13 protein-coding genes are annotated in these 13,479 nt (G+C 64.6%); 5 read left to right on the top strand and 8 right to left on the bottom strand.

Annotation, left to right across the window (positions count from 1 at the left end; genetic code table 11):
* Positions 1–71: 71 nt before the first annotated feature.
* The 4 genes from AYJ54_RS32835 to AYJ54_RS32820 form a co-directional block, all read right to left on the bottom strand.
* Complete coding sequence (locus tag AYJ54_RS32835) at positions 72–893, bottom strand: enoyl-CoA hydratase (protein WP_063705646.1); 822 nt, start codon at positions 891–893, stop codon at positions 72–74.
* A 121-nt stretch (positions 894–1,014) separates the two neighbouring features.
* Positions 1,015–2,364: a L,D-transpeptidase family protein gene (locus AYJ54_RS32830; RefSeq protein ID WP_063705644.1), complete on the bottom strand. Its 1,350-nt coding sequence runs from the start codon at positions 2,362–2,364 to the stop codon at positions 1,015–1,017.
* 371 nt (positions 2,365–2,735) lie between these two features.
* The gene (locus tag AYJ54_RS32825) at positions 2,736–3,107 is read right to left on the bottom strand and encodes a helix-turn-helix domain-containing protein (RefSeq protein ID WP_027546544.1); all 372 of its coding nucleotides are present in this window, start codon (positions 3,105–3,107) and stop codon (positions 2,736–2,738) included.
* Positions 3,108–3,135: 28 nt separating this feature from the next.
* Positions 3,136–4,182 carry a LysR family transcriptional regulator gene (locus tag AYJ54_RS32820; protein ID WP_063705642.1) on the bottom strand — a complete coding sequence of 349 codons (1,047 nt, stop codon included), beginning with the start codon at positions 4,180–4,182 and terminating at the stop codon, positions 3,136–3,138.
* A gap of 480 nt (positions 4,183–4,662) precedes the next feature.
* Here AYJ54_RS32820 and AYJ54_RS32815 point away from each other — a divergent pair, with 480 nt between their 5' ends.
* Entirely contained in the window at positions 4,663–4,929 is a 267-nt protein-coding gene (locus AYJ54_RS32815; protein ID WP_063705640.1) for a hypothetical protein, read from the top strand.
* A gap of 202 nt (positions 4,930–5,131) precedes the next feature.
* Entirely contained in the window at positions 5,132–5,863 is a 732-nt protein-coding gene (locus AYJ54_RS32810) for a cytochrome c biogenesis CcdA family protein (protein ID WP_063705638.1), read from the top strand.
* Between the two features lie 30 nt (positions 5,864–5,893).
* On the opposite strand, the gene AYJ54_RS32805 is transcribed toward AYJ54_RS32810, so the two are convergent.
* Both AYJ54_RS32805 and AYJ54_RS32800 read right to left on the bottom strand, forming a co-directional pair.
* On the bottom strand, positions 5,894–7,111 hold the full coding sequence (locus tag AYJ54_RS32805; RefSeq protein ID WP_063705636.1) for a 3-hydroxybenzoate 6-monooxygenase: 1,218 nt from the start codon (positions 7,109–7,111) through the stop codon (positions 5,894–5,896).
* A 21-nt stretch (positions 7,112–7,132) separates the two neighbouring features.
* On the bottom strand, positions 7,133–7,687 hold the full coding sequence (locus tag AYJ54_RS32800; protein ID WP_063705634.1) for a MarR family winged helix-turn-helix transcriptional regulator: 555 nt from the start codon (positions 7,685–7,687) through the stop codon (positions 7,133–7,135).
* 165 nt (positions 7,688–7,852) lie between these two features.
* On the opposite strand from AYJ54_RS32800, the gene AYJ54_RS32795 reads away from it, so the two are divergent.
* The 3 genes from AYJ54_RS32795 to AYJ54_RS32785 all read left to right on the top strand — a co-directional run bounded on the left by AYJ54_RS32795 (position 7,853) and on the right by AYJ54_RS32785 (position 10,787).
* Complete coding sequence (locus AYJ54_RS32795) at positions 7,853–8,920, top strand: amidohydrolase family protein (protein WP_063705632.1); 1,068 nt, start codon at positions 7,853–7,855, stop codon at positions 8,918–8,920.
* Positions 8,889–10,247, top strand: a complete 1,359-nt coding sequence (locus AYJ54_RS32790; protein WP_082905962.1) for an MFS transporter — start codon at positions 8,889–8,891, stop codon at positions 10,245–10,247. Before AYJ54_RS32795 ends, AYJ54_RS32790 begins: the two co-directional genes overlap by 32 nt.
* A gap of 75 nt (positions 10,248–10,322) precedes the next feature.
* A complete protein-coding gene (locus AYJ54_RS32785) occupies positions 10,323–10,787 on the top strand; it encodes a DoxX family protein (RefSeq protein ID WP_063705629.1) in 465 nt (154 codons plus the stop codon).
* A gap of 12 nt (positions 10,788–10,799) precedes the next feature.
* On the opposite strand, the gene AYJ54_RS32780 is transcribed toward AYJ54_RS32785, so the two are convergent.
* Positions 10,800–11,942 carry a mandelate racemase/muconate lactonizing enzyme family protein gene (locus AYJ54_RS32780; RefSeq protein ID WP_063705627.1) on the bottom strand — a complete coding sequence of 381 codons (1,143 nt, stop codon included), beginning with the start codon at positions 11,940–11,942 and terminating at the stop codon, positions 10,800–10,802.
* 25 nt (positions 11,943–11,967) lie between these two features.
* Positions 11,968–13,476 carry a sensor histidine kinase gene (locus AYJ54_RS32775; protein ID WP_063705816.1) on the bottom strand — a complete coding sequence of 503 codons (1,509 nt, stop codon included), beginning with the start codon at positions 13,474–13,476 and terminating at the stop codon, positions 11,968–11,970.
* Between the last annotated feature and the right edge of the window lie 3 nt (positions 13,477–13,479).

Below are 13,479 nucleotides of genomic sequence, written 5' to 3'. Positions count from 1 at the left end.
GCGAGATCAATTAGTTGCTGTTGCAGCGCGGGGCAGCGAGGAATTTAATCTTCCTGAATGCCGGTTCAGTTTCAGCGCCCCTGGAACTGCGGCTTGCGCTTCTCCATGAAGGCCTGCCGGCCCTCGCGGAAATCCGCAGAGTCCATGCAGGCATTGCCGATCGCCTTGATCGCATCCATGTCGCGCAGGCTCTCGTCCTTCAGCACCTGCGCGATGGTGATCTTCGCCGCCTTGATCGCGAGCGGCGCGTTGCCGGAGATCGTTTCCGCGATCGCCATGGTCTCGCCCCAGAGCTGATCGTCCGGGATCATCCGCTCGATCAGCCCGATGCGCAGCGCTTCCGCGGCATCGATGCGCATGCCCGTGTACATCAGCAGCCGCGCCCAGGACGGACCGACCAGCGATACCAGATTCCGCAACCCGTCATAGCCATAGGCGATGCCGAGCTTTGCCGCGGGAATGCCGAACTGGCTGCTGTGCGCGGCGATGCGAATGTCGGCGAGCATCGCGACCTGCATGCCGCCGCCGAGGCAAAAGCCCTGGATGCAGGCGATCGTCGGCTTGGGGTAGTCGGCAAGCAGGGCGCGCTGCGCAGCACTGCGCTTGGCGTACTCTTCTGAGGCGGCTGCGTTGTGGCGGGTCTTCTCGAACTGGCTGATGTCGGCGCCCGACACAAAGGCCTTGCCGCCGGCGCCGCGCAGGATCACGACGCGCACCGCATCATCGTCACGCAAGCTCGCCAGCGCTTCGCCAAATCCCTCCCACATCTCCAGCGACATCGCGTTGCGCTTGTCGGGATTGTTGAAGGTGATCACGCCGACGCCGTCTGCGGCGTGCTTGAGGATCTTGCCGTCGGCGTAGGAGGTGTCAGTCGAGTTGGGTTGGTCCGGCATCACGCACCCGCTTGTCGTTGACAGGACGCAATGTGCGACTGACGCGATGTCAGGGTCAACCGCGGCAGGGCGGAGGGCTTTGCATCCGCCTGTGCCGCGATTGCATGCCTACTGCGCCATCCTACTGCGCCATGTGCGCGGTCAGCGGATGATTGGCGGCGTTGCCAAAGAACGCCGCCTCTTCGGCGGTCGCCTCCAGCAATTGCTCGTCCTGGTTATAGACGTCGTTGCGGAACTGGATGGTCTGGTCCTTGGCCATCCACGCCGTCAGATAGATCCAGGCCACCGGCACCTTCTTCGCCATGGCTACCTCCTGGTGCTGCCCGGTGGCGATCGCCGCGTCGATCTCGGCGCGGGTCCATTTCGGCTGGTCCTTCAGGAGCCAGGCGGCGAGGTCGCGCACGTTGTCGACGCGCGAGCAGCCGTGGGAGTCGAAGCGGTAGTCGTCGCTGAACAGATTGCGCTGGTTGGTATCGTGCATGTAGACCGAATAGGAGTTCGGCATGTCGATCTTGACCGCGCCGAGCGCGTTCCAGGTGCCATTCTGCTGGCGCACCGTGAAATTCGGCGTGTGCGTGCCCGACCAGTCGACCGAATGCGGATCGATCGGGTTGTCGTGGCCGTCGAGCACCTCCATGTGCATGCGCGACAGGTAGGCGGGATCCTTGCGCATATGCGCGGAGATTTCGCTCTTGGCGATCGAGGAGGGCACTGTCCAGGTCGGATTGAGGACGACGCCGGTAATCGACGCGGTCAGCGTCGGCGAGGGCTTCTCGGTCTTGCCGACGATGACGCGATAGCGCCGCACCACCACGTCGTTCTCGACCGCTTCGGCGAAGGCTGCGGGGATATTGACCACGACGTAGCGCGGGCCGAAGGCAAAGTTGATGTTCTCGAGCCGCTCCAGCGAAGCCTCCAACTGGCGGATGCGCTTCTGCACCGGCACGTTCATCGCCGCGATCGTGCGCGGCGTCATCATGCCGGTTGGGGCGAGGCCGTGACGAGCCTGGAAGCGTTTCACGGCGTCGGCGAGATTTTGGTCGAAGGCGCCGCTCGCCTTGTCGGCGGCGAGGTCGCCGGAGACGATCAGCCGCTTGCGCAGCAAGTCATCGCTGGCGCCCTGGACGCCGAGGGCGAATTTCGCATCAGCAGGGATCGTCGGCCAGCCGCCGCGGACCGCGAGGTCGGAATAGCTGAGCGCCGCATCCTTGATCCGCTGTGCGGTGCCTTCGTCATAGGTTGGCTCATGCGAGATTGCGAGTGCCGCCGCCGAGCGGCTCTCCGGCGTCGAAGCAGGCACCGAGGCGGCGGTTTTCGGCGCGGCTGCGTGGGCCGGGTTTGCCGCCGCGGGCATCGTGCCGGCCGGGGGCGCCGGCTTGGGACCGGCCTGGCCGGTGGTCTCGGTTTGCGCAAACGCCGAGGCGCTCGCGAACAGGCCCATGGCAACGATCACGGCGTGGCGCTTCGACATGTCTGGTCTTCCCCATGAGGACGAGGCCCGGACGGGGCTCGCGAAGNCCCGCCGATGCCGGCGCCCCCGGGCAGCGAAGGCGCCGGCAGGCTAGGGCATCAGGGTTGCGGTCCGATTAAGCGTGGCCCCTCGAGCGCCCAGGCGTTCGTGACGCTGGGTCTCTCGATTAGGTCGCGGCAGATCCTGAATGGGTTCGCGGAAACCGCGATGCGATTGGAGCAAATGCCAGAAAAAAGGGACGGTCAGGCCGCCCCGCAAAGGCAAACGCCGCGCGCGTCATGCGCGCGGTCCAAGGTCTCGTTCAATCCGGCCGCGCCCCCGCGACGCGGCGGATTGAACGTCGGCCATGACGGCCAGACCTCTGATCGCTCTCAGGCTTCGTTCGCCGCGATCGATTCCATCAGCGAGACGAGCTGACGCTGCACCGTCTGATCCTTGATCTTGCTGTAGGCGCGCAGCAGCCGGAGGCTGAAGGCGCTGTCGAGGAAGAGCAGGCTCTCGACCTCGCGCGCCTTGTTGTCGCCGTCATAGAAGAAGGTAACGGGCACATCGAGAGCGGAGGCGATTTGCTGAAGCCGAGCCGCACCGACGCGATTGACGCCCTTCTCGTATTTCTGGACCTGCTGGAAGCTGACGCCGAGCTTCTCGCCCAGCTCGGCCTGCGAGATTTTCATCTCGACGCGCCGCAGACGAATCCGTTTGCCAAGCTCGATGTCCGGCTTGCCGGCACTGCGCTGCTTCATTCTCTTTGCCGCTGCTTTCATCTTGTTCTCACCGTTCTTCGGTTGAAAATCCCCCGAAGAGCTGGGTCAGGGGTTCGCCCATATACAAGTCCTTGAATTCATGCGGATGCACGAATTCGTCCTTAAACCACGGGAAGCGTGCCGGATTGAAAGCGTCGATCAGCCAGTCAATCATGTGCCGCACTCTCGGAATCCGGCCGCTACCGGGGTGGTAGGACAACCAGATATCCAGCGGTCTGTTCAGCTCGACCTCCAGTGGCGTCAACTTCCCGCCAAGCGCAATGGCGTAGCTCGGGAATACGCCGATTCCGGCGCCATTCGCGACAGCCCAGTAGTTGGCGCTTGAGACGTTGGTCTTCATGACCAGAAGGTCACGTTCAGGAACGCCCGGGAAGAAGCTCTCAAAAGTTTCCTTGGCGGCGAGCTGGTCGGCGAATTGCAGCACCAAGCGGTGCTTGATCAATTCCGCCGCCGTCTGCGGCGCGCCATGTTTCTCGACATATTTCTTCGCGGCCCAGAACATCAGATGCATTCGGCCGAGCCGCACCAGCTTGATGTCGAGCGCGGAGGGACGCGACAGATGGATGGCGACGTCGGCCTCGTGGCGGGAGACGTCGGCCGAACGCATCGCGCAATGCAGGTCGACCAGGATCCTGGGATAGGTCTGCTGAAATTCGACGAGCCGCGGAGCGAGCCAGAATGTCCCAAGCCCTTCGGTGACGGCGACGCGCACCTCGCCGGACAGCGCATTGGCCTTCGAATCGCTGGCGCGCAAAACGTCGAAGGTGGCCGCCTCCATCCGCTCGACAGCGGAGACCACCAGCGCGCCTTCGTCGGTCAGATGCGTACCGTGGACGTCGCGGGTGAAGAGGGTGGTGCCTGTCTGGCGTTCGAAATCGTCGATTCGCCGCCGCACGGCGTTGATCGATAGCGACAAACGCTCGGCTGCCGAGCGGAAGCTGCCGCAGCGGACGACTTCAAGGAATATGCGCGCCGCGTCCCAATCCGAGAGGCCGCTGAGGTTTGTTTTCTGGCGTTCCTCCAGTGGAACGCCCCTTTCCGCCAAGAGGTGCATACAAGTCCTTTCGGCCCGCTAAACTGGCAGAATCTCGCGCAAACCACAACCACGACGGGTTGAGGAACGGCGACTTTTGAACGCCATCTTTACTACACCACAAGTGGTATTGGGGTGCGCCTGGGCTGGGAATCGGGCAAACTGTCGCCCGGAAGAGGGGTATCGCGTGCGTTCCGTTGCGAGCCTTGAGATGGCGGCGAGGATAGCGGATTCGTCCGACGGGATGGACCTCGCGCGACGGCCAGTGCGGTCTTGCAGCACGGATCGTTCGTCCCGGGCCAGGCATTTTACTGTTCAGCGCCGCGCCCTTCGCCGATCACCCGGTGTCTCGTTCCTGGACAGAACCGCGGTTTCGGGCCGGGAATGCGCTGAATTCGTGTTCGGAGGCGTAAATTCCCCGTGCTATCTTCGCCCCGATATGGGGGCCGAGGGGAACGTTGCAATCACTTCTCGCAGGCCGAACGAACGGAAAGAACGCCAGTGTCGCATTTAGACGAACAATTGCAGTCGGTGCTGGAGACGCTCGAGGAGTGCCGCAGGGTTCTCAACGAGAGCAATAGCCGCGAGTCGGCCGAGCTGCTGTCCATCGTCATCCTCGATGTGCGGATGAGACTTAAAGGAATTGACAATGCCGACCTTCGGGCATTGTGCGACGAAATGCTGCGGGGCGCTGCAAGCGAACCGCCGCCCCCTTCCAAGCAGACGCAGGACCAGCCCCGGCGTCCGCTGCTCCGCGTGGTGAAGTAGCCGCGCCGCCGAATCCGCTTTTGCGAGATTTGTGCGCGTCCCGATGCCGCATCTGTGATCACAGACGGCATCGGGAGGAGCCTTGGTTTGCCTGCGCCTCTGTTGCGCATTCCCCGGTATCGGCTACACCAGAGCCGGTCCGGCTCCGGCCTCGCGCAGTCCTCGCGCGCTGCCAGGGGCCCGAAATGGCTCCGACTGCATCATGCAAAATGTTTCGATTCCGGCGGCGCTGATAGCCGGCCTCGTCAGCTTTCTCTCCCCTTGCGTTCTGCCCCTGGTTCCGCCCTATCTGATCTATCTCACCGGCGCCACGATCGAGCATGTCGAAAGCGAGGAGCCGGCATCGGCCTCCAAGCGGGCCGTCATGATGTCGGCGCTGCTGTTCGTTCTCGGCTTCTCGACGATCTTCGTCGCGCTGGGTGCCAGCGCCTCGCTGGTCGGCGGGCTGATCCGGGCCTGGTCGGCCGAGCTCTCGATCCTCGCCGGCGTCGTCATTATCGTGATGGGTCTGCATTTCCTCGGGCTGACGCGCATCGGCCTGTTGATGCGCGAAGGCCGGTTGCCGATCCCGAAACCCGTCGGGCTCTGGGGCGCCTACGTCATGGGGCTCGCCTTCGCCTTCGGCTGGACGCCCTGCATCGGCCCGATCCTCGCCGCCATCCTCTCGATCGCCGCGGCCGAGGCGACGGTGACGAAGGGGGCGGGCCTGCTCGCGGTCTATTCCGCCGGCCTCGGCATTCCCTTCCTGATCGCCGCTTTGATGATCGAGCAGTTCTCAAAACTGTTCGCGCGCATGAAGGGGCAGCTCGCCAATGTCGAGCGCGCCATGGGCGTATTGATGGTGATCACCGGCATCGCATTTCTCACCGGCGCAGTCTCGAATGTGAGCATCTGGCTGCTCGAGACGTTCCCGGTGCTGCAGACGATCGGCTAGCGCCACGCTTGCCGATCGCGCCGTTCCGTCTCAGGTCTGCGTGATCTTTCTTGCGACGTCCGACGACCGTTCGGAGAACGGGTCCTGATAGAGCCAGGCCAGATTCTCGCAGAAGCGCTCCAGGCTGGTCTCGCGAATGAGCTGATTGCGCAAGAGCGCGTGGACGCCGGCCGGGTGGTAGACGTGGTCGCCGAGTTCCCGGGCCTGGAGCTGGACCCGCGCGGTGCGCAGTAGGCGGGCATTTCTATATCGCTCCAGCGCGTGCCCGATGTCGCCCTGCGCCTGGTCGAGCTCTTCGGCGAGGCAAACCGCGTCCTCCAGTGCCATGCAGGCGCCTTGCGCAAAATATTGCAGCATCGGATGCGCGGCGTCGCCGAGGAGAACGACGCGCCCGTCGATCCAGCGATCGGTCGGATCGCGATCGCTGGTTACCCAGGCCTTCCAGTCCTTTCCGTGATGAATGATCGCCTTGGCGCGGGGATGCACGTCCCCGAAACCTTCAAGGACCTCCTCATGGGTCACGGGCCGGGCGGCGAAAGCCTCCGCCGGGTCGTTGTGGCAGGTGATCGCGAGATTGAACACCTTCCAGCCCGAAAGCGGGTAATGCACGAGATGGCATTTGGCACCGGCCCATAGCGTCGCAGCGTTCCAGCGCAGATCCTCCGGCATCTGCTCGGTCGGGATGACCGAACGATAGGTGGTGTGGCCGGCGATCCGCGGCGCGCCGTCACCGACCATCTGTTGGCGAATGCGGGAGCGGAGCCCGTCCGCGCCGACCAGCAGACACCCGGTGACACGCTCGCCGGACTTGAGCAGGGCGGTGGCCCGCGGGCCATTCTGATCATATCCGACCACGTCACAATCAGTCCGTAAGGTGACATTGGGGTGCGCCTCGCAAGCGCGGACGAAAATGCCATGAAGATCGCCGCGATGAACCACGGCATATGGATTGCCAAAACGCCGGCGGAAATAGCTGGTCAGATCGATGTTGGTGATCTCCTCCGCCGAGATCGCATCCATCAGCCGGAGCTGGTCGATGAAGACGGCGATCGAGCGCGCCGCGTTGCCGAGATCGAGACGGTCGAAGGCGTGAAATGCGTTGGGGCCGAGCTGAATGCCGGCGCCGATCTCCTGATAGCGCGACGCCCGTTCGAGGACCGTGACCTGGAAACCCTTCCGCGCCAGCGCGATGGCGGCTGCAAGCCCGCCGATGCCGCCGCCTGCAATGATGATGGGTTCCTGTCGCATGGCCTCTCCTTGGTCGTTTCCCTATTTGCGTGATGTCTTTCCGCGCGGCTGACCCGTCTTGCCCTTCGCCTCAAGCCGCTCCTCACGGACGTCTTTCGGCCGCGCCGGCGGCGCGACCTTGATCGATCCGGCTTCGACTTCCTGCTCGAGCCGATCGATGTTCTTGTAGAGCTCGACCAGCACGCGCTTGAGCTCCGCCGCTTCCTTGGCGGACATGCTGCCGGTTGCGACCTCTTCATAGTAGGCGGCGAGCGGCATCAGCCGTGCCGCCAGCTCGGCGCCTTTGGGCGTCAGGGCGACCTGGAGGCTGCGCTGGTCGTTCTCGGGCCGGTCGCGCGTGAGCAGGCCCGCGCGGCTCATCTCCGCGACGATGCGTGACAGGGTGGACACATCGGCCGAAGTCAGCTCGGCGATCTCTCCGAGCCGCAACGGGTGGCCTTGCTCGGACAGTGCGGCGAGCACGCGGTACATCGGAAGCGTCAACTTCTCGTGGCGGATCACGCGCGCGAAGAGATCGCCCATGCGCACGCCGAGCCTGGCAAGCAGATAGGGGAGCGAATTCGAAAATCGATACATGGGCTTGGGTCCTGGCGGGAGAACTCCGCCCGGGATAAGCGCCAACCTTCGCATGGGCAATATTTGCATACCAATCATTTGCAAATGCAACTTTCTCATTGACAAGTATTTGCGCTCAGTGCTCTGCTTTGTCAACGCCGAAAGCAAAGCCGAAGGAACTACGCCATGCAGGGCAAGATTGCGCTCGAAGAGCATTTCGCGATGGAGGGGACCGTCCACGACAGCGCGGGCTTCGCGCCGGCCGAGGACTGGGTCGAGCTCAAGGCGCGGCTGCTCGACATCCACGACCGGCGGCTCGCGGAGATGGATGCCCATGGCATCGAGATGATGCTGCTGTCACTGAATGCACCGGCGGTCCAGGCGCTTTCCGACCGCAATCGCGCAGTGGATTTGTCGCGTCGTGCCAACGACTTTCTCGCCGAGCAGGTCGCAAGACGCCCCGATCGTTTCCAGGGTCTCGCGGCGCTGCCAATGCAGGATCCCGACGCGGCCGCGCGCGAGCTCGATCGTTGCGCCAGCGCGCTTGGATTTCGCGGCGCGCTCGTCAACGGCTTCAGCGAACTCGCCGGCACCGATCACGCTCTCTATTACGATCGCAAGGAGTTCTGGCCGTTCTGGTCGGAGGTCGAGCGTCTCGGCGTCCCCTTTTATCTGCACCCGCGCAATCCGCTTGCGAAGGACGCAGCCATTTACGAGGGGCATCGCTGGCTGTTGGGCCCGACCTGGGCATTCGGGCAGGAAACCGCGGTGCACGCCTTGCGCCTGATGGGCTGCGGCCTGTTCGATGCGCATCCGCGGCTGCAGATCATCCTCGGTCACATGGGGGAGGGGCTGCCGTACTCGATGTGGCGCGTCGACAATCACAACAAGTGGATGCGGACCCAGAACGCCTATCCGGCGCGGCGCAAGATCGCCGACTATTTCCGCGAGAATTTCTACATCACCACGTCGGGCAATTTCCGCACCCAGGCGCTGATCGACGCGATGCTCGAGATCGGCGCCGATCGCATCCTCTTCTCCACCGACTGGCCGTTCGAGAACATCGATCACGCCGCCGACTGGTTCGACACGGCTGCGATCTCCGAAGGCGACCGCCTCAAGATCGGCCGCGACAACGCGCGCGCCCTGTTCGGGCTCGGCGACGCATCAATCCAATCTGCCGCAGAGCAGAAGACGTCATCAGTTGCAATGGAGGAAACCCGTGAGCTTCTCGTCCGAAATCGACGTGCATGAGGAATTGTCCGGCGCTCCGATCGGCCCGTTCCACAAGCTGCTCGGCATCCTGATCACGCTCATCACGCTGTTCGACGGCTATGACACCTTCAATCCGGCCTATGTCATCCATTACGTGGCTCAGCCCTGGGGGCTCGCGCCAAGCCAGGCGGGTCTCCTGGTGAGCTCGGGTCTCGTCGGCTTCCTGATCGGTGCGATCGGTCACGGCGGCATCGCTGACCGCCTTGGCCGGCGCGGCACGCTGCTCGCGGGCCTCTGGATCGTCAACATCTTCACACTGCTGACCGCGCTGCTGGCGAACGATTTCTGGAGCTACTGCGCCTTGCGCTTCGTCACCGGGCTCGGCCTCGGCGTGCTGCTGCCGCTGGGCACGACCTTCATCAACGAGCTTGCGCCAAAGCGCGCCAGCAACACGTTCTCGCTCTGGGGCGTGACGCTGGGCTGGTCGCTCGGAGGCGTCTGCGCCGGTCTCGTCGGCGTGTTCCTGACGCCGCATTATGGCTGGCAGATCCTCTACTACGTCGGCGCGCTGTCGATTCCCCTGACCTTCGTGGCCCATGCCATTCTGCCCGAGAGCCCGCGGTTCCTGGCGGCCAGGTCGCGCGTCGAGGAGCTGCGCGCATTGCTCGCGCGACTGCGGCCGGAGCGGGCGGCCGTCTATCAGAATGCGACCTTCGCGCCGGCCGACAGCAAGGTGCCGCAGAGCACGATTGGCGCTTTGCTGAGCCCGCGCTATCGCCGTGTCTCCCTGACCATCTGGATCACGGCGTTCCTCAGCCTGTTCGCGATCTTCGGGCTCACGGGCTGGATTCCAACGGTCATGCTGAAGCGCGGCGAGACCTTTGCGGCTTCGTTCGGCTTCGGCGCCCTGATGCAGGCGATGTCCTTCGTCGGTGGTCTGGCGCTTGCGATGCTGGCCGACCGCAATTTTGCGCTGACGCCGCGCTACCTCGCGACGTGGTGGCTGAGCGGTGGGATCGCGGTGCTGGCGCTCGTCTTCGTCAGCGGTCACGGCATCAATCTCGCCATCGTTGCTATTGCCGGCTTCTGCATCATCGGCGCGCAGCACGTCCTCAACAACTTCACTGCCGGAGCCTACGAGACCTGCTTCCGCGCCAGCGGCGTGGGGATGGAATTGGGCATCGGCCGCGTGGGCGCGATTCTCGGCCCCTATGTCATCGGTCTCTTGCAGCAGGTCACCGGTGGTCCCGACGCTGTGTTCTGGGCAATTGGTGGCGCGTCCATCATCGGCGCGCTGGCGATCGGATCGCTTGGCATGGCCACAGCAAATCGTCTTCCGAGCGCCGATGTTGCGCCCGCGGAGTGATGACGCGTGCATCGATGAACAACCGCCGGCCGCACGCGGCTTTCATTGACCAGGCTTCACCAGAGGAGATCCGAAATGCCGACATCCGCTCGTTCCGTTGAGACTGCGAGCCTACCCGACGCTTGGGTGCTTCTGTTCGCGCGCGTTGCGATCGCGCCGCTGTTTCTCTACAGCGGCATCGGCAAGGTGCTGGCATTTTCCGTAACCGCCGGCCGGCTTCCCGGCGGCGCGGATGGACTTGGCGTCGTCCTCGCTGTGGGCGCAGTCGCGGTCGAGCTCGGATGCGGCACGGCCCTGCTGCTTGGCCTGTTCGCACGCCAGGCGGCCGTCGTCCTGTTGCTGTTCACGATCGCCGCCACGCTGATGTTCCACAATTTCTGGGCGGCACCGGAAGCACAGGTCGTCATGCAAACCATTAACTTCCTGAAGAATCTCGGTTTGCTTGGCGCTCTTGCCCTCATCGGGACTTATGGGCCGGGCACCTATGCCGTTCAGACAGCGATGAGGCCTGGCCCGAAAGGCGCCCCCGGGCTCTCGTGATCTCCAGGAGGCCTACGCCGACGAGCTCACCGCAAAGCGCGCGAGCGCCTTGCGGTCGATCTCGATCCCGAGGCCGGGACCGTCAGGGACGCGCACGACGCCCCTCTCATGCTCGATCGGCTGCGTCAGGATCGCCTGCCGGATCGGATGCTCGGTGCGGTCGAATTCGAGCAGGGGCTCGAGCGGTGCCAGCGAGGCCGGCGTGTGCGAGGGGAGCACCGCGAGCAGCTGGAGCGATGCCGCGATCGCCATGCCGGTGCCCCAGACATGCGGGTTGTAGCGGATGCCGAACGCCTCGCTCATGTCGGCGATCTTCTTGCATTCGCTCAAGCCACCGGCCGCGCAGGTGTCGGGCTGGGCGATGTCGAGCGCATGGGAGGCGAACAGATCGCGGAAGCCGAAGCGGGTGAACTCGCATTCGCCTCCCGCGATGGGAATGGCGAGTGCGGATTTCACCGCGCGGTAGCCCGCCACATCCTCCGGCGGAACAGGCTCCTCGAACCACCCGATGTTGTAGCGTTCGATCAGGCGGCCGAGCCGGATCGCGGCAACCGCGTCATAGGCATGGTTCGCATCGATCATCAGCGCGACGTCAGGGCCGATCGCCTCGCGCACCGCGCGCGTGACGGCGGCATCCTCCGCGATGCCGAAGCCGACCTTCAGCTTCACCGCGCCGAATCCCTCGGCGGCATATCCGGCCGCTTCCTCCGGCAGATATTTTAGCGGGTCGCCTGATTTGCGCCGGTAGAGCCCGGTCGCATAGGCCTGCACCTCCTGGCGTGCCGCGCCGCCGAGGAGTCGGTGAACGGGCACGCCAAACCGCTTGCCCTTGATGTCCCACAGCGCGATGTCGATGCCGCTCAGCCCCTGGATAACGACGCCTTTCTGGCCGTGATCGCGCAAGCGTGTATAGATGGTCTGCCACAGCACGTCGGTGCGCAGCGGATCCTCGCCGATCAGCCATGGCGCGACGTTCTGCACGACGGCCGCGGTCATCCGCGCCGGCCCATAGCATTCGCCCCATCCGGTCAGCCCCTCATCGGTCTCGATCTCGACCAGCATCGCGGTGCGCGTATCATACCAGGCCCGCGAATAGGCAAAGGGCTGCGACAGCTTGGCTTCGAGGATGTGTGTGCGAACGTTGGTGATCTTCATGTCATCTCCGTCGTGTCGGTTCGTTTCAGCGTGCCTCGTCCAGCGAGCAGCTGACGGTGTAGACGACGCCGCGCGGCAGGAAATCGACGGTTGCCTCGCCGCCGAGCTGGTCGCGCGCGCTGCGCTCGATCAGGCGTGAGCCGAAGCCGCGCTGCACTGGCGCTGTCACCGGCGGGCCGCCGGCCTCGGTCCAGATCAGCCGCAGCCGCGGCTTCGGCATTTCAGCGGTGACCTCCCAGTCCAGCGTCACCCTGCCGGTGTCGCTGGACAGCGCGCCGTATTTGGCGGCGTTGGTGGCGATCTCGTGCACGATCATCGACAGCACCACGGCGAGGCGCGGCGACAGCGGCACCACGGGGCCGGCCATCCGGATGCGTTCGGGAGCCGAGGGCAGGAAGGGCTGGAGCACGCGTCCGATCACGTCCTTCAGCTCCGAGCCCTGCCACTTCTCCTGGCTCAGCAGATTATGCGCCTCGGCGAGCGCGCCGAGCCGTCCCTCGAACTTCGTCCGCTCGTCACGGCTCGCGCTGCGGAAGGTCTGCACCGCGATCGCCTGCATCAGCGCCAGCGTGTTCTTGACGCGGTGATTGAGCTCCTCGATCAGAAGGTTGTGCAGCATCTCGCCGCGCGCGATCGTGGTCGCCATCCGCACCGCGAAGGTCAGGCCGGTCAGGAGCAGCACGCCGCCGATCAGGCTGGTGATCGCGATGTTGCGCCACAGCGGTGCGATCAGGGAGCTCTCGGCGACGCCGGCGGCGATCGTCCAGCCGGTCAGTCGCGATCGCGTATAAGCGGATGCCAGCGCGATGCCGTCGAGCGAGATCGTGTGGAGCGCGGCCTCCGGCGCGCGAAACATCGCGTCGTAGAGCGACGGAGAGGCTTGCTTGCCGAACGTCTCGGCCGGATTGGGCGTGCGCGCGAACACGATGCCCTTGGTGTCCAGAAGCGAGACCGTCCACTGGTCGTCGGGCCGCTGCTGTTCGACCAGCCGCTGAAAGATGTCGAGCGGCGGGCTGAACGAGAGCGTATAGACGACCTCGCCGTTGCGCAGAACGGGCACTTCGACGGTCACGATCGGGCGATTCTTGGTCGAGCCGACGAACAGATCGGAATATTGCGGCGTCTTGCTCGCGAACACCCGCTCGACGATCTCGTGATTGTTGCGCCGTGGCAGGCTCGCGGTGTCGGCCGTCACCGTCGAAAAGACCTGGCGCCCGGACCTGTCGGCGAGGAGTAGGATGCTGTCTTTGCCGTACTGGCTGATGAAGCCCTCCGCCATGCGCCGGAAGCTGTCGAAGTCGCCGCTGCGCAAGGAATCGCTGAGTGCGAGCACCTGCAATCCGCCCGTCATCCGCTGTACCTCGGCGTCGAGCACGAGGCGCATGCTGCGGACCGTCTCCAGCACCCGCCGCGTCGCATCGCTGCGATCCTGGTGGTAGTTGTAGTAGGCGAGGCCGACGGCGAAGACGATCAGCGGCAGCGTCGTTCCAGCGACCAGAAGAGCTAGCCGGACCGGCAGGGTGAACTTTGGCAAACG

It is taken from the genome of Bradyrhizobium centrolobii, assembly GCF_001641635.1.
GTDB classification, from domain to species: Bacteria; Pseudomonadota; Alphaproteobacteria; order Rhizobiales; family Xanthobacteraceae; genus Bradyrhizobium; species Bradyrhizobium centrolobii.
This window is presented reverse-complemented; position numbering and strand designations above follow the sequence as displayed.